The sequence below is a fragment of the Brevibacterium sp. XM4083 genome, from assembly GCF_006489205.2.
GTDB lineage: Bacteria > Actinomycetota > Actinomycetes > Actinomycetales > Brevibacteriaceae > Brevibacterium.
This window is the reverse complement of the sequence record NZ_VFYR02000004.1, coordinates 117,058-131,856: the sequence shown is the minus strand read 5'-3', so window position 1 is coordinate 131,856 and position 14,799 is coordinate 117,058. Positions and strand designations below refer to the sequence as shown.

Genomic DNA, 14,799 nt, shown 5'->3' with positions numbered 1-14,799 from the left:
CATTCCAGCAACATCGATGGAGTCCATTGGTTCCTCACCTGTGATGATGATCCGGGTGAGGGGCTCTTTCATGCCCCTGCTTCGAGCTTCCCCGATACGCAACAGGCTCGATCAACAGTTGGCGCTAAAAACTGGACCCCGAAGGCGACATATTCATGCCAAGTGTTGAATGAGCGGCCGGTGAGTCGCCGAAGCAGTGACGATCACGGCAAGAGTTGAACGAGCGGCGAGAGGTTGAATGCGCGGCGTGAGTCTAAGCCGTCACCGGCGGCTCCGCATATGCGCGCGTCATCCGCGCGAGCAGGAAGAGCCACGCGAAGAGCACTCCGGCAGCCATCGTCTCCATGCCTGTGAGGTTGTAGTAGCCCAGCGGCACCCACAGCGCGATGGCCACCGCGATCGCGGCGATGACCGTGAACGACGTCGCCGTGAAGTCGCGGGGGAGACCGGGGACCATCCGGAGCAGGGTGAGGAAGAACGCGACGAAGGCCGCGACCATCCCCGCCCCCGCGCTGACGTGCACGGGGAAGTTCACGGCGTCGGGCACCATCCCGACGACGATCATGCAGATCCCGATCGCCGCGAACTCCCACGTCAGCACGGTCACGCGCCCGGGCTCCCGGATGCCGCGGTGCCGCAGCCCGAGGTCGATGTCGCGGCCGATGAAGTTCGCCAGCGTCGTCAGCAGCAGACCGGTGATGAGCAGCGAGACGTTGAACTGATACCCGTTGACGCCGGTGTCGTTGCCCAGCCGCGAGAAGTGGAACTGCCACCACGTCGCCTCCGGGGACTGGATCATCGACGCCAGCGTGCCCATGAACAGCCCGGTGACGACGAGACCGACGACGACCACGCTCGTCACGTCATCGCCGATGACCACGGCGAAGTACGTCATCACCGAGGCGGCCGCCCCGGCCAGGGCGGCCCCGCCGAGCCAGTCGACTTCGAGGCCGAGGAAGCCGAGCTGGAAGACCTGGAAGATCGCGTGCATCGCGATGTTGGCGACGAGCGCCACCGCCGAGGTGAGGGCGAGGAGATCGAGGGCGCGTTTGACCAGCGGCAGCCGTCGTCGCCACGCCAGCTCCTTCCGCCGGCCGGCGAGGAGATACGACAGGCCGAATCCCAGTCCCGCCGTCAGCGCCGTCCACCATCCCGTCAGCGCGCCGAGGGAGTCCTCCCCGCCGAGCGGAATGGTCTCACCGCGGATCGAGACGCCCACTCCGACCGCGACGACGACGAACGCGATGATCGACAGCCGCGTCGCCAGGGATTCGAGCCGAGTGCGCGAGGAGCGCCCGGGCCGTGTCGTCAGTGTCCTGACCGACCGCGAACCGTCGGCTGAGGTCAGGAGCCGGGGACCGCCTCGGCGAGGATCGGAGTCACCCATCGTCGTCACCGGCCAGCCGGCGAACGAACCGGCCCTGCTCGGGCGTGTAGCCGAGGGCGGTGACGAGCTCCGAATCGACCTCCGTCGTCATCTGCGCGACATCGGCTCCGCGGTTGCGGCCCTGCTCATGCGCCCACGCGAGCATCGCCTCCCCGAGCCCGTACGAACGGGCGCGGAACCCGGCGATCTCCAGTCGCAGCGCCCCGCCGTGGGAGAACCCCGGCACGAACGTCAGCTGCATCGTCCCGGCGACCTCGGCGCGCTCATCGCGGACGACGGCGAGATAGTGGGCGCGATCCCGAGTGATCGCGGCATGGAGCCGGTCGAGCACCTCGGCGCCGGGAGCATCGCCGTCCAGGAGAGTGAGGATCGCGGGCACGTCACCGCGGCGGGCCCGTGAGACGCGGAACTCCTCGCCGGCCACGCGCAGGGCGTCGCCTGAGGAGGTCGCGGCGATGTCCTGCATCCGGGCGACGAGCGCATCGAGCCACCCGCCGACGTTGGCACGGGCCTGCTCGGAATCGGGGTACCGGCAGCGCAGGTGGAGGCCGTTCTCGTCGAGGATGAACCACAGCATCACCCCGTCGGTGCGGATCGTCGCGCCCACGTACTGGGCGTCGAGTCCCGTCGAGTCGATGCGCACCGGCAGCCTGCGCAGGTCGAGCCAGGAGATCGCGAACATCCCCGGGGCCTCGGGCATGCCGCCCCACGGTGCGAGGACCTCGGCGAGGGGATGGGAGCCGAGGTCGATGGCCTCCCGCACCGCTGCCGCGCTCGCCCGCGGGGCCGGGTCGGTGATCTCGAGGACCGAGTTCGTGATGAACCAGCCGACGGCGTCGTTCCAGCGCTCCTCATACCGGCTGTGGACGGGGAAGACCGCGCGCAGCGGGCCTCCGCCGACCTCGCGGGTGATCTCCGCCATCGCCGAGAGCGCCAAGGTCAGCGTCGAGACACCCTCGGCCCGGGCCTCGGCGGAGAACGCCGCCGAGGAGTGGACGTCGAAGACATCGCGGACGACGACCCGCTCGAGGTGCGCGGTCGAGTCGCCCAGGGGGAGCGGGAAGCGGGGCATGAAGCCACCACCGGCCTCGAGGATCTCCCGCCACCGGGAGCTCACCCGCTCCGGCGGGGGTCCCGGTTCGGACAGGGCCAGGGTGTGCTCGTAGAACGCCGGGGCAGGACCGAGATCGGGGTCCTCGCCGACGGCGATCGCCGAGAGCGCGGAGAGGAGATCGCGGGCGATGACGAGCATCGACCACATGTCGACGTGCGCATGATCGGCCCCGATGATGACGGTCGACCCGGCCGCGGTCTCGAGCACGCAGAGGCGGTGGGAGGGCCGGGCGAACGGGGTGCACGCCTCATCGAGGACGCTGCGCAGGGCGCTGTTGACGGCCTCGCCCTGGGCGATCGCATGCTCACGCCAGCGCCCTGAGAGGAGCTCGACCTCGGCCAGACCCACCTCGTTGTCGTCATCGGTGAAGAACGCCGTGCGCAGGGTGCCGTGCCGCTGCATGACCGCCCACCAGGCGACGGCGAGAGCATCGCGGTCGACATCGCCGGGCAGGCGCAGCGAGAGCGCCATCCACGATCCGGGGCGCGCTCCGGCGGCCACATGCCGCTGCTGGTCGAACGAGATCGGGCGCCTGCGTCCGAGCGGCCCGGTCACGACGTCGTAGCCGTAGAGGCGGCCGAACGGGAGGTTGAGGTGAGACACGTTGGTCAAACGCATGTCGCTACTCTAACGTGAGAGCCACGGCAGGGAGCCGCAGGTGGGGAGGTCTGGTCCGTGATGTCGAGACATGCCGTCGACGGTGCCGACATCGCCGCCGAGCTCAGCGACGAGGGCGGACGAGCTGTCGTCCAACTCCACGGTCTGACGTCGTCGCGAGCTCGCGACCGCGTGCTCCACCTCGACCTCGGCGTCGGTCTCAGCGGCACCCGTCTGCTGCGCTATGACGCGCGCGGCCACGGGGAATCGACCGGCCGGAGCGCGGCCATCGACTATCGCTGGTCCCGTCTGGCCGTCGACCTCCTCACGCTTCTCGGCCTCCACTTCCCCGGGGAGACGGTTCACGGCGTCGGCCCGTCGATGGGCGCCGCCACCCTCCTCCACGCCGCGGTGGCCGACCCGCGGCGCTTCTCCGGTCTCACCCTCGTCGTCCCGCCCACGGCCTGGCAGACGCGTCCGGCGCAGGCCGAGGTCTACCTCGAAGCGGCCGACCTCGTCGCCGGCGGCGGCTTCGCCGAGTACCTGGCCGTCGGGGCGAGCGCCGTCCGACCCCCTGCGCTCGCCGACGCACCGGAGACCACTCCGCAGGTTCCCGAACGTCTCCTGCCCGCAGTGCTCCGCGGGGCCGCGGCCAGCGACCTGCCCGCCACCGAGGCGCTCGCCGGGGTGGAGACGCGCACGACGATCCTCGCGTGGGCCGATGACCCCGCCCATCCGCTCTCCACGGCCGAGGCGCTCCACGCCGTGCTTCCGCACTCCGAGCTCATCATCGCCCGGACACCGGCCGACCTCGCTGAGTGGCCGGGGGTGCTCGCCGCCGATGTGGCTCGACACCAGGACTGATGGCTGGGATCACTGTCTGCTCAGCGGTGTCAATCGGACGGCGGGGCTTCCTGCGGCCGGTGGGCTAGCGTCGAACCCCGAATCACGAGGTCGGGAGTGATGAGTGATTCAGACGGCGGAGTTCCTTGTGCTCCGAGAAGTTCGAGCACGGCAAGGGCCGACAAGCGACCGATCTCTCGGTTCTGCGGGTCCACCGAAGTCAATGAGATGCGATTGAGGTCGGCAAGTGGGATGTTGTCGAACCCGACGACGGCGAGTTCGTCCGGTACGACCACGCCTGCATCATCGGCAGCAGCGAGAACTCCGATCGCTGAAATGTCGTTGACGCAGACGACGGCGCTGGGCCGCCGGTCCCGGCTGAGAAGGTCATTTGCCGCGCGATAGCCCTCAGCTTCCGAAAAGCCCGCCGGCTCGACCACTGCTTCCAATCCGCGGGATTCCATCTCTGTGATGAAAGCCCGGGCTCGTCCGGCGGAGACCGCTCCGCCTCGACCGCCGATGAATCCGATTCTCGTATGGCCCAGTGAGACGAGATGGTCGACGGCGAGCTCCATGCCTTTAGCGTCGTCCATGCGCACAGAGGAGTGTTCGGTGTTCGGCCTGGGTGCTGCACTTGCGTACACCGTTGGTATTCCGCGGAACATCGCCTCCTCTTCCGGCACCGTTCCGACGACGATGAGTGCCTTCGGGCGCAGATCCTGCAGCATGCGAACAACCCGCGGATCGATGCGACCGTAGCTGTTCGGAAGGTCATCCGAGTCGGTGATCGCGGCGCTGGTGATCAGCCCGTATTCGCCGTTGAGATCTAGCTCTTGACGGACTGCCTCGGCGATCTCGGCAAAGATCGGGTTGCGCAGATTGACGACGAGGATTCCGACGAAGGGCGCGGAGTCCCTGGCCAACGAACGAGCCAGGAAGTTCGGCTCGTAGCCGAGAGCCTGAGCGGCTTCGAGGATGAGTTCCCGGCGCTGAGGACCGACCTTCTGTGGATCGGTGAAAGCGAGTGAGACCAGTGATTTGGAGACTCCGGCGCGCGCGGCGACATCGCGGATTGTGGGCCGTGACCGCTGACCCGACGCAGAATCTGCCCCCGTGTTCGCCATGACAACATCATCACACACGCAGGATCTCCGCCTGATGGACGGGCGATCCGCGACAGCGCGAAATCGGATCCGCGCTAGGGGGTTGACAGCATGAGGCGGGTCACACTAAGTTCGCATTGTCTCCGTATTGGACCGGTCCAAAAGTGCCTTGCGGAACTTCTTGCAAACGAATTGGACCGGTTCAAAGTGGAGGGAATGCAATCGAGCTGGAAGTTTGGAGTACGCGATGGTGCGTCATGAGTTGCTCATCGGTGGACGGTGGCAGCGCGGCAGTGGGCCGGGGGCGATGCGCGACGTCGTCTCGCCTTACGATCACCGTGTCGTGGGGCAGTGTTCGATCGCCGGCGCCGACGATGTCAATGCGGCTGTCGAAGCTGCGGTCGTCGGGGCTGAGACGTGGCGGGCCACTCCTGCGCACGAACGCTTCTCGATTCTCATGCGCGCTGCGGACCTGGCCGACGAACGAGCCGAGGAGATCGCACAGACGCTGTCGGCAGAGAACGGCAAGACGCTCAAGGAGGCGCAGGGGGAAGCCAGCCGTTCGGGATCGATCATCCGACTGGCCGCGTTCGAGGGCACCCAGCTCTACGGCGAGAGCCTTCCGCTCGATGCCAATCCCGGAACCGGGCTCGACAAGGTCGGCTTCACTCTGCGACAGCCCGTCGGCATCGTCGCTGCGATCACGCCTTTCAACTACCCCGCCTTGCTCGTCAATCACAAGATCGCCCCGGCGCTGGCTGCAGGCAACGCCGTCATCCTCAAACCGGCCAGTACGACACCGCTCACGGCACTGGCCCTGGCCGAGTGTTTCGTCGATGCGGGACTTCCGGAAGGAGTGCTCTCAGTGCTCACCGGACCCGGGGGAGAAATCGGCGACAGGCTTTCTTCGGACCAGCGGATCAGGAAGGTATCCTTCACGGGATCCACTGCAATCGGCCGCCATATTGCGGAAGTGGCCGGGGTGAAGAAGCTCTCGCTCGAGCTGGGTTCGTCGGCCCCTGTCGTAGTTCTGCCGGATGCGGATATCCCGCTCGCTGCCGCGGCCGTCGCCGCCGGCGGCTACACGAATGCAGGCCAAGTCTGCATCTCGGTCCAACGTGTCATCGTCCACGAAGCGGTGCACGGCGATTTCCTCGACGCCCTCCGCGCCGAGGTCGCTCAACATCGCACCGGTGATCCGAGCGCGGCTGAGACAACAGTCGGAACACTGATCTCCGAACGCGAAGCGACGCGCGTCCATGAGTCCATTCTGCGCGCCGTTGAAGACGGCGCGTCCTTGGAACTCGGCGGCGATCGATCGGGAGCCATTGTCGAGCCGGCGATCGTCAGCGGAGTCGATCCCCACTCGCGTTTCGCGCAGGAGGAGATCTTCGGACCCGCTGTGGCCGTGACCGATGCACCTGATACGGCGACTGCGATCGCTCTGGCGAACACGACCGAGTACGGCCTATCCGCCGGCATCTTCACCAATGACATCGACGCCGCCATCCGATACATGCGCGACGTCGACGCCGGAAGCATCCACATCAACTGGACGCCTCTCTGGCGAGCGGATCTCATGCCATACGGGGGACTCAAAGCCAGCGGAATCGGCAAAGAGGGACCGCGGGCCGCAGTCGAAGAGATGACGGAGGCGAAGACTGTCGTCCTCCACGGTCGGCCGTGGCGGTCGTAGCCCGACCCATCGAACAGCGAATCCATGCCGATCACCCAGCACCATTCGAGTCAACAGGGAGCACCAATGAAGAACGAACCGACAGTGCGACTGACCGTTGCTCAGGCCGTCGTCCGCTACCTCATCAATCAGCATTCTGTGCTCGATGAGCATCGACAGCGCTTCATTCCCGCGGCCGCCGGAATCTTCGGACACGGCAATGTCGCCGGATTCAGTCAGGCATTCGCCCAGTACGCCGACGACATGCCGTTCATCCAGGGACGCAACGAGCAGGCGCTCGGCCACGCCGGCACTGCCCTCGCGAAAGCCAGCAGTCGCCTTCAGACATTGGCGGTCACTGCCTCAATCGGCCCGGGCGCTATGAATCTTGTGACAGCCGCCGCGACCGCGACAGTCAATCGACTGCCGCTGCTTCTGCTCCCCGGAGACACCTACGCCACCAGACGACAGGGGCCCGTGCTTCAGGAGCTCGAGAACCCGCAGGATCCCAGCTTGAGCGTCAACGACGCGTTTCGGCCGGTGTCGACATTCTTCGACCGCATCACACGTCCCGAACAGCTCGTCACCGCATTGCCCAAGGCATTCCGTGTGCTCGCCAACCCTGTCGAGACCGGCGCCGTCGTTCTCTCATTGCCTCAAGACGTCCAATCCCACGCCTTCGACTACCCGTTGGAGATGTTCTCTCCCCGGGATTGGGAGATCCGACGCACCATCCCTCAGCCAACTGACATCGCAGCAGTCGCAGGACTCGTCGCCTCCTCGACCAAGCCGCTCATCATCGCTGGGGGAGGGGTTCTCTACTCGCAGGCGCAGACAGCTCTGGCCCGATTCTCCGACGCGACGGGAATCCCTGTTGCGGAGACGTTCGGCGGCAAGGGAGCCGTGCAGAGGGCGGCACCGTGGGCGCTCGGCGGGATCGGACTGGAGGGGAACCCTGCAACGAATCGGCTCGTCGCGGAGTCCGATCTCATTATCAGCGTGGGCACCCGACTGACTGACTTCGCAACGGGATCGCAGACGATGTTCGCGAACCCCGAAGTGCGCTTCGCGTCGATCAACATCGCAGAACTCGACGCGATCAAGCAGGGTGCTGCCGCCGTCGTGGCAGATGCCCGCCTCGGCATCGATGCGCTCGCAGAATCCCTAGGCGGCTATCGGGTCAGCGGGTCGTGGGCAGACGAGATCGCTGCACACAAGGAGCGGTGGGCTCCGATCCGCCAGGCCGCCCTCGACCCCGACACGCAGTTCGACAAGGACGCAGCTGAGCACGCCCACCTCAACATTCCCGACACGGACGCCGTAATCACCCAGGGCCAGCTAATCGGTCTTCTTCAGGACCACGCCCGTCCCGGAGACACCATCATCGCCGCAGCCGGAGGTCCGCCCGGTGACCTCCTCAAAGTCTGGGACGCCACGGATGATCGCCATTGTCACCTGGAATTCGGATTCTCCTGCATGGGATACGAGATCCCAGCCGGCATCGGTGTCCGCCTCGCTGATCCGCAGAGTACCGGGCGGGTCACGGTCTTCATCGGCGACGGCACGTTCCTCATGAACCCCACGGAGATCCTCACGGCTGCCCAGGAACGCCTCGACATCACCTACGTGATCTCCGAAAACCACGGATTCCAGGTGATCAGGCGCCTGCAGATGATGAAGTTCGGCGAGCAGTTCGGCAACGACTTCCGATACCGCAACGATGAGGACCGCAGACTGTCCGGAGATTACCTCCGCATCGACCTGCGGGAGATCGCCGAAGGCCTCGGCGCTCAGACCTACAGAGTCGAGACCTCAGATGAGGTGCGCGATGTCCTCGAACGGACCCGTTCGGCACGCGGTCCTGTCGCCATCGTCGTTCCGACGATTCCCCTGGTTGATCTGCCCGGGTCGGAAGTGTTCTGGGACGTCGCTCCCGCCGAAGTCGCCGAACAGGCAGGAGTGCATGAACTCCGAGCCGACTACGAACAGGGATTGGAGAAGCAGCGATGGCACGTGTGAGCACGTTCCGGACACCACTCGATCAGGGAGCACTCGCCGGCCGCATCCGCAAGGGGGAGACGACTTTGGGATCCTTTGCAGGCTTGGGATCGGCTATGGCCGTGGAAGTGCTGGCGGCGTCAGGGCTCGACTGGGTGCTCATCGATCTCGAGCACGGGGGCGGAGACGAACGATCTGTCGGCGATGCCGTGAGCACGGCAGGAGCCTACGGCACTCCAGTGCTGGTTCGTGTCGAGACGCCTGACCGAATCAGGATCGGTCGGGTCCTCGATGCCGGAGCCGCAGGTGTCATGCTTCCCCGAGTCGACTCTGCCGAGGAGGTCGAAGCGATCATCCCGCACCTGCACTATCCGCCCACAGGAGATAGGGGAGTGGCCACGTACAACCGGTCGGTCCGTTGGGGAATGGACCGAGAAGCGTTGTCGGCGGCGAACGGCGATGTCCTCACCATCGTCCAAATCGAAACCGTCGGGGCACTCGCCGATGTCGACGCGATCGCCGCGCATCCGGACGTCGACGTGGTCTTCGTCGGTCCGCTCGATCTCTCCTACGCCCTGGGAGTTCCCTTGGACTTCGACGCACCCGAGTTCCAGGAGGCGCTGTCGGCCGTCGTGACCGCCGCGCGACGACATGGCACTGCCGCAGGAATCCTCTGCGCCGATGCCGACGCGGCTGCCATGCGAGCAGATCAGGGATTCAGCTTCCTGCCGGTGGGCTCGGATTCCACTCTCCTGGCCGCCGCAGCTCAGAACCTCGTCTCAGTGTTGAGACCCTGAGCCGCACCTACGTCAACCTCACTCTGCTACCTAAGGAACTGCCTTGAGCACCATGAACACTCCACAGCACGAAATCGGCGTCGGACTCATCAGCGTCGGCTGGATGGGTCAGCTCCACAGCCGCGCCTACTCCAGTCTTTCGGTCGTCTACCCCGAACTCGGCATCAGGCCGCGCCTCGTCATCGCCGCCGACACAAACCGGGACCGCGCCGACTACGCCGTCGATGTGCTCGGCTATGAGTCCGCCACAACGGATTATCACGAGGTCCTGGAACATCCCGACGTCGACGTTGTCTCCGTCTGTGCACCGAACTTCCTACACGAGGAGATCGGCACAGCTGTCGCCAGAGCAGGCAAGTCCCTGTGGATCGAGAAGCCGGTGGGGCGGTCCGCCGAAGAGACGGAAACGGTGGCGCAGGCCGCAGACGATGCGGGCATCGTCACCGCCGTCGGCTTCAATTATCGCAATGCTCCTGCCATCGAATATGCCCGTCGGATCATCGCCGAAGGTCAGCTCGGTCGGATCATCAATGTACGGGGAGCATTCTTCGCCGACTACTCTTCTGAACCCAACGGTGCACTGTCATGGCGTTTCGTGCGCAGACTCGCCGGTTCGGGCGTGCTCGGCGACCTGCTCGGTCACTTGACCGATCTCGCTCACTACGTCGTCGGTCCCATCGACCGAGTCACAGGGGTGTCGAACACCGCCTACGCCGAACGGCCCAAACTCGAAATGGGCAGCGGCACGCATTTCTCCGTCGTCGAAGGTGGGGAGATGGCCCCCGTGGAGAACGAGGATTACGCGGGACTGCTCGTGCAGTTCGGCCCCGATGCCCAGGGCGCAGGAGCCGTCGGCACCCTCGAAGCGTCACGCGTGAGCGTCGGACCTCGTGCTGAGTACTCTTTCGAGGTCTACGGGACTGAGGGTTCTCTGCGGTGGAACTTCGAGAGGATGAACGAGCTCGAACTGGCTCTGGGATATCGCGGACCCCATGTCGGCTTCACGCGGATCATGGCCGGCCCGGAATTCGGAGACTTCTCGAAATTTCAGCCCGGGGCCGGCACCTCGATGGGCTACGACGATCTCAAGGTCATCGAGGCGAAGAAGTTTCTGCTTGCCCATATCGGAGCAGATTCCGCACATGCCGACGTCCATGACGCGTTGGCGGCCAATAGGGTCGTCTACGCAGCTGAGCAAGCTATCGCCGACGAGAACTGGCAGTCTGTCGAGCAGGTCGAAGGTACCTCGGCGGCCGTGAAGCAGGGATGGGCAGCTTCGGAGACGGCGGTGACCCATGACTGAGACGATGACCGTCGTCGGCCTGGGGCCGGTCCCGAGCGATGTTGTCGCACCCGTGCTCGGACCGGGAGTGCGATTCGTTCCGACCCCCGACGATGCCGAACTCCGGCGAGCTGCAGGAGCCATCGTCCGGGCCGCAGTCAGGGTGGGGCCAGCCGAACTCGATGACATGCCCGAACTCAGAGTCATCGCCCGCACCGGGGTCGGGGTCGACGACATCGATATCGCTGCCGCCAGTCACAGGGGCATCCCGGTAGCCGTGACGCCGGGTGTGAACTCCACCGCCGTCGCTGAGGGAGCGCTCGCCCACATCCTCCATCTGGTGAAGTCGCTCGGGCAGCTGACCGACCTTGTGCGCTCCGACCAATGGTCGGCCCGCACGGAGGTGCCCGTCGGTGATCTCGATGGGGCGAGCCTGGGTCTTGTCGGCTTCGGGAATATCGGGAAGCGCGTGAAGGCACTCGCCGAGGCTTTCGGAATGACCGTGCGCATCTACGATCCGATCGCCGAGGTTCCTTCCGCCAATCGTGTGGACACGTTCGAGGAGATCGTTCGGGGCTCCGATGTCATCTCCCTGCATGTGCCATTGACCGAGAGCACTCGGCACATGGTCAATGCCCGAATGATCGAACAGATGAAGCCGGGCACGATTCTCGTCAACACCAGCCGCGGCGGACTCGTGGACGAAGACGCGGCGCTGGAGGGTCTCGAATCGGGGAGACTCGCCGGAGTCGGCTTGGACTCGTTCGACCCGGAGCCGCCCCGACCGCATCCCCTCTACCAGCATCCCCGAACGGTGCTCACCCCACATGTCATGGGGTTGACGACAAAATCGAGTCGCGCGACCTTCGTCGCTGCGGCACAGGCAGTGAGGAACGTGCTCGAGGGTGGACGTCCAACTGCAGTGGTCAACGCCGCCGACCTCAGCTTCGGCGGTCCCCTCACACAGAACGGAGTCCGATGATGGCCGATGTCAGGATTGCAGCTGCCCCGATCTCCTGGGGAGTCTGCGAGGTCCCCGGGTGGGGCTATCAACTCGCGCCCGACAGGGTGCTCACGGAGATGCAGGAGCTCGGATTCGACGCCACTGAGTTCGGGCCGGAGGGCTTCCTGCCAGTCGATCCCGAGACCAGAGCAGAGCTCCTGAATCGTCATTCCATGCGTTCGGTCGGAGGCTTCGTCCCGGCAGTCATCCACGACCCGGAGGTTGATCCTCTCCCGCAGATCGAAGCGGAACTGCGTTCGTTCGTCGCTGCCGGAGCGGATACCCTCGTCCTCGCGGCGGCCACCGGAATCGACGGCTACGATCACGTCAGGCCGCCCCTTGATGACGACGGGTGGCAGACCCTGTGCGCAAACATCGACAGAATCGTCTCGCGAGCGGCCGCAGATGGCGTCAGGGTTGCACTTCATCCTCACGTAGGGACGATGGTGGAGACTGCGGACGATGTCGATCACGTCCTCAACGGCAGCGCCGTCGACATCTGCTTCGACACCGGACACATGTTCATTGGGGGCATCGACCCGCTGGCCTTCGTCAAGGACCATGCCGAACGGATCTCCCACGTTCACCTCAAGGACGTCTCGCTCTCCCACGCCCGACAGGTGCGCGCCGGGGACTCGACATACTACGACGCGGTCGTCGGTGGAATGTACAGGCCGCTGGGCCAAGGAGATATCGACATTCGTGCGATCGTGACCACTCTGGTCAAAGCCGGCTTCGACGGGTGGTTCACTCTCGAACAGGACACCGTCGTCGTTGCCGACCCAGAAGCGGGCGACGGGCCGATGACGCAGGCGCGGGAGAGCCTTGACTATCTTCGATCGATCGTGAGGGAAGTCCGATGAGCATGCGCATCGGGGTTGTCGGACTCGGTCGGATCGGACAGCTCCACGCGCGCAACGTCGTCCTGGAAGCCCCCGACGCTGAGCTGGTGCTCATCGGCCGCAGCGTGGACCGGCTCGACGCAACGCGGAAGTCGCTCACCGTCTCGCTCTCGGCTGAAAGCGAGGTCGAAGCGGAACCGAAGATCTCCATGCGGACGCTGTCAGACGCGTGGGCCGATGGTCTTGACGGAGTGATCATCTCGACCTCGACCGGTACGCATCCGGACCTGACTCGGTATGCCGTCGAGCATGGCGTACCCTGCCTCGTCGAGAAGCCTCTGAGTCTCGACCTGGCTGAGATCCCCCAGCTGTCTGAACAGCTCGAGTCGCACGGAGTGCCGATCATGGTCGCGTTCCACCGGCGATACGACGAGGGTCATCAGAGGCTGCGGCAGCGCATCCGCAGCGGCTCCATGGGCCCGATCCGCCTGATTCACGCCGTAAACCATGACCACCGACACGTTGATCCCGACTACATCCCGCATTCAGGGGGCATATGGCGTGACCTCCTCATCCATGACTTCGACACCATTCCCTGGCTTCTCGACGACCGGCCTGTGTCCGTCTACGCCACCGGGGGCGTCCTCGATGCCGAGGTCTACTCAGATTGCGACGATTTCGACACCGCATCGGCGGTGATCACGTTCGCCTCAGGAAGCCAGGCGCTTGTCAGCGGCGGGCGCAATGTGGCGTCAGGACAGGACGTCGCCACATCGGTCTACGGCAGCGACGCGGCGTTCTCCGCTGGTGTCGATGACCATACACCGGTTGAACCTCTCGAATCCGGCACAGCACCCTCGGTGACCACGTACGAAGACTTCATGGATCGCTTCGCGGCGACATTCCGTGGTGAGATCAGGCACTTCCTCGCCATGGTGCGAGGGGAAACGGACTCGCTCACTCCGCCATCGGCGGGAATCGTCGCCGCTCGACTGGCCATGGCGGCAGAGGAGTCCGCGCGCACGGGACGACCGACCCGAATCGAGTGGTGACGAATCCACTGTGCCTCCCTCTCCGTCCATGCAACCCTTTTCCACCACAAGGAGAACCCACCAATGTCCAGCGAACAGCTTCGCTTCGGCCTGATCGGAACCGGACGCATCGGCAAGGTCCACGCCGCCAGCATCGCAGCACTGCCGGAAACCGTCCTGACCTGGGTCGTCGACCCCCACCTCGCAGGTGCCGAGCGGATCGCCGCCGAGCACGGAGCCTCCGCCTCGGCGGAGCCCCGCCGGGCGTTCGATTCAGGCGAAATCGACGCCGTGATCGTCGCCTCCCCCACTTCGACTCATGCCGGCCTCATCGCCGAGGCCATCGAGGCGAAGATCCCCATCCTGTGTGAGAAGCCCATCGATCTCGACATCGAGCGAGTCGACGAGTTGGCTCCGATGGTCGAGGAATCCGACGTCCCCTTCGCCGTGGGCTTCAACCGGCGATTCGATCGCAGCTTCGCCGCCGCAAGGGAGCGCCTTCTGGCCGGTGACGTCGGCGACCTCGAACAGCTCATGATCATCAGTCGTGACCCGGCCCCACCGACGATCGAGAACCTTCGGACGACCGGAGGAATGTTTCGCGATCAGACCATCCACGACTTCGACATGGCGCGGTTCTTCGCGCCCGACATCGTCGAGGTGTTCGCCACCGGGTCTCAGATGTTCGACGAAGGAGCAGCCGAGCTCAGCGACTTCGACACCGCTACGGTGCTCATGCGCACGGCTGGGGGTGCCCAGATCACGATTGTGAACTCGCGGCACAGCGCGATCGGCTACGACCAGCGCATCGAGGTCTTCGGCGGCCGGGGAATGCTCGAAGTCGGCAACGCCGGAACGAGCCTCCTCAGGTACTCGAACTCCTCGGCGGTACAGGCGGGAGCCCCGTTCCAACACTTCTTCCTCGAACGCTATGCCGAGGCCTACGTCGACGAGCTTCGCGAGTTCTGCAAGCTGGTTCGTGGAGAAGCCTCGAGATGTTCGACGTTCGCCGACGGCCGGGAGGCGCTCGTCCTCGCCAATGCCGCAGGACTTTCAGCGAGGGAAGGACGTGCAGTCAAGATCGACCGCGGCGCCTGAGCGCCGACCCGGGTCAGCGCTCAGGCGCA

General features: G+C 65.4%; 12 protein-coding genes. 9 read left to right on the top strand and 3 right to left on the bottom strand.

Features of this window, described 5'->3' with window-relative positions:
• Positions 1-253: 253 nt before the first annotated feature.
• On the bottom strand, positions 254-1,387 hold the full coding sequence (locus FJ887_RS13025) for a DUF998 domain-containing protein (RefSeq protein WP_137825454.1): 1,134 nt from the start codon (positions 1,385-1,387) through the stop codon (positions 254-256).
• Complete coding sequence (locus tag FJ887_RS13020; protein ID WP_137825455.1) at positions 1,380-3,119, bottom strand: condensation domain-containing protein; 1,740 nt, start codon at positions 3,117-3,119, stop codon at positions 1,380-1,382. Before FJ887_RS13020 ends, FJ887_RS13025 begins: the two co-directional genes overlap by 8 nt.
• Positions 3,120-3,179: 60 nt before the next feature.
• Here FJ887_RS13020 and FJ887_RS13015 point away from each other — a divergent pair, with 60 nt between their 5' ends.
• Positions 3,180-3,962: an alpha/beta fold hydrolase gene (locus tag FJ887_RS13015; protein ID WP_140955518.1), complete on the top strand. Its 783-nt coding sequence runs from the start codon at positions 3,180-3,182 to the stop codon at positions 3,960-3,962.
• A 29-nt stretch (positions 3,963-3,991) separates the two neighbouring features.
• Here FJ887_RS13015 and FJ887_RS13010 read toward each other — a convergent pair whose 3' ends face one another.
• Complete coding sequence (locus FJ887_RS13010; protein ID WP_140955519.1) at positions 3,992-5,065, bottom strand: LacI family DNA-binding transcriptional regulator; 1,074 nt, start codon at positions 5,063-5,065, stop codon at positions 3,992-3,994.
• A 127-nt stretch (positions 5,066-5,192) separates the two neighbouring features.
• Between FJ887_RS13010 and FJ887_RS13005 the strand changes: the two genes are divergently transcribed.
• The 8 genes from FJ887_RS13005 (at position 5,193) to iolG (ending at position 14,770) form a co-directional block, all read left to right on the top strand.
• Positions 5,193-6,740, top strand: a complete 1,548-nt coding sequence (locus tag FJ887_RS13005; protein ID WP_250786242.1) for an aldehyde dehydrogenase family protein — start codon at positions 5,193-5,195, stop codon at positions 6,738-6,740.
• 66 nt (positions 6,741-6,806) lie between these two features.
• Complete coding sequence (gene iolD / locus FJ887_RS13000) at positions 6,807-8,738, top strand: 3D-(3,5/4)-trihydroxycyclohexane-1,2-dione acylhydrolase (decyclizing) (RefSeq protein ID WP_140955520.1); 1,932 nt, start codon at positions 6,807-6,809, stop codon at positions 8,736-8,738.
• Positions 8,726-9,514: an HpcH/HpaI aldolase family protein gene (locus FJ887_RS12995; protein ID WP_140955521.1), complete on the top strand. Its 789-nt coding sequence runs from the start codon at positions 8,726-8,728 to the stop codon at positions 9,512-9,514. Before iolD ends, FJ887_RS12995 begins: the two co-directional genes overlap by 13 nt.
• 52 nt (positions 9,515-9,566) lie before the next feature.
• Positions 9,567-10,817 (top strand): Gfo/Idh/MocA family protein, encoded by a 1,251-nt coding sequence (locus FJ887_RS12990; protein ID WP_140955562.1) that lies wholly within the window; start codon positions 9,567-9,569, stop codon positions 10,815-10,817.
• On the top strand, positions 10,810-11,778 hold the full coding sequence (locus FJ887_RS12985) for an NAD(P)-dependent oxidoreductase (protein WP_140955522.1): 969 nt from the start codon (positions 10,810-10,812) through the stop codon (positions 11,776-11,778). Before FJ887_RS12990 ends, FJ887_RS12985 begins: the two co-directional genes overlap by 8 nt.
• Positions 11,775-12,662: a TIM barrel protein gene (locus FJ887_RS12980; RefSeq protein ID WP_311200335.1), complete on the top strand. Its 888-nt coding sequence runs from the start codon at positions 11,775-11,777 to the stop codon at positions 12,660-12,662. The genes FJ887_RS12985 and FJ887_RS12980 overlap by 4 nt, the downstream gene beginning before the upstream one ends.
• Entirely contained in the window at positions 12,659-13,693 is a 1,035-nt protein-coding gene (locus FJ887_RS12975; RefSeq protein ID WP_140955524.1) for a Gfo/Idh/MocA family protein, read from the top strand. Before FJ887_RS12980 ends, FJ887_RS12975 begins: the two co-directional genes overlap by 4 nt.
• A gap of 63 nt (positions 13,694-13,756) precedes the next feature.
• Positions 13,757-14,770 carry an inositol 2-dehydrogenase gene (iolG, locus tag FJ887_RS12970; protein WP_140955525.1) on the top strand — a complete coding sequence of 338 codons (1,014 nt, stop codon included), beginning with the start codon at positions 13,757-13,759 and terminating at the stop codon, positions 14,768-14,770.
• Positions 14,771-14,799: the final 29 nt, after the last annotated feature.

What these genes read in the sequence shown, in the direction of transcription:
- FJ887_RS13025 (WP_137825454.1), bottom strand. Translation starts at nt 1,387, where the DNA reads ATGGGTGACTCCGATCCTCGCCGAGGCGGTCCCCGGCTCCTGACCTCA.
- FJ887_RS13020 (WP_137825455.1), bottom strand. Translation starts at nt 3,119, where the DNA reads ATGCGTTTGACCAACGTGTCTCACCTCAACCTCCCGTTCGGCCGCCTC.
- FJ887_RS13015 (WP_140955518.1), top strand. Translation starts at nt 3,180, where the DNA reads ATGTCGAGACATGCCGTCGACGGTGCCGACATCGCCGCCGAGCTCAGC.
- FJ887_RS13010 (WP_140955519.1), bottom strand. Translation starts at nt 5,065, where the DNA reads ATGGCGAACACGGGGGCAGATTCTGCGTCGGGTCAGCGGTCACGGCCC.
- iolD (WP_140955520.1), top strand. Translation starts at nt 6,807, where the DNA reads ATGAAGAACGAACCGACAGTGCGACTGACCGTTGCTCAGGCCGTCGTC.
- FJ887_RS12995 (WP_140955521.1), top strand. Translation starts at nt 8,726, where the DNA reads ATGGCACGTGTGAGCACGTTCCGGACACCACTCGATCAGGGAGCACTC.
- FJ887_RS12990 (WP_140955562.1), top strand. Translation starts at nt 9,567, where the DNA reads ATGAACACTCCACAGCACGAAATCGGCGTCGGACTCATCAGCGTCGGC.
- FJ887_RS12985 (WP_140955522.1), top strand. Translation starts at nt 10,810, where the DNA reads ATGACTGAGACGATGACCGTCGTCGGCCTGGGGCCGGTCCCGAGCGAT.
- FJ887_RS12980 (WP_311200335.1), top strand. Translation starts at nt 11,775, where the DNA reads ATGATGGCCGATGTCAGGATTGCAGCTGCCCCGATCTCCTGGGGAGTC.
- FJ887_RS12975 (WP_140955524.1), top strand. Translation starts at nt 12,659, where the DNA reads ATGAGCATGCGCATCGGGGTTGTCGGACTCGGTCGGATCGGACAGCTC.
- iolG (WP_140955525.1), top strand. Translation starts at nt 13,757, where the DNA reads ATGTCCAGCGAACAGCTTCGCTTCGGCCTGATCGGAACCGGACGCATC.